Source organism: Bradyrhizobium sp. P2_E8 (assembly GCF_056403875.1).
The window spans coordinates 1-596 of record NZ_JBFUES010001866.1 but is presented as its reverse complement, the minus strand read 5'-3'; the positions used below and the strand labels follow the sequence as shown (position 1 = coordinate 596).

The following is a 596-nucleotide window of genomic DNA, read 5'->3' as shown; positions in this document are numbered from 1 at the left end:
GCTCGAGGCCGGTCACCGTCATCTGCAATTCGCCGTCGAGTCGGCCATTGACCGAGAGTCCGAGCGTGCCGGCTGCGACCGCGATCATCTCGCCCTGCTGGATCCGCGACTGCACGATCTCGATATGACCGCCGGCGGCCTGGATCTCGCGGAAGCGCTGCGGCCATGGCTTTGGCGTGAGGTCGGAGAGGCCGGTGACCTTGGCGCGCGTATCCGCCTCGAACGGCTCGGCGAGCAAGGGATGAACACCCTGGATGCTGCCCTGCGCGACATGGAGCACGGTCTCGATCACGGGATGATCGGACGGCGATCCCTCCGCGAGGCGCCCGTGCAGCTCGACCTGCTTGGCGCGCGCGAGCGGCACCTGCACGCTGCCGTCGAGCCGGTTGATGACGGGATCGTCGAACACGAGGGAGGCGCGATCCGGCACCGCCGGCAGGCCGACCACGCTGCTGCGGCCCTTGCTCCAGTTCACCACGAAGGTGTTTTGCGTAACGCCGTCGGTGAGGGTTGCCGGCGCGGAGAATTCGGCGATGACGCGCTTGGGATCGTAGACCTGGGCGACGATCAGGATGTTGTCGAGCCTGGCCGTGAAC

The 596-nt window shown here is 67.4% G+C and carries 1 protein-coding gene; it reads right to left on the bottom strand.

The window, feature by feature from the left end:
* The coding region (locus AC1D00_RS44395) for a DUF2125 domain-containing protein (RefSeq protein ID WP_477015113.1) at positions 1-596 on the bottom strand (596 nt) is incomplete at both ends.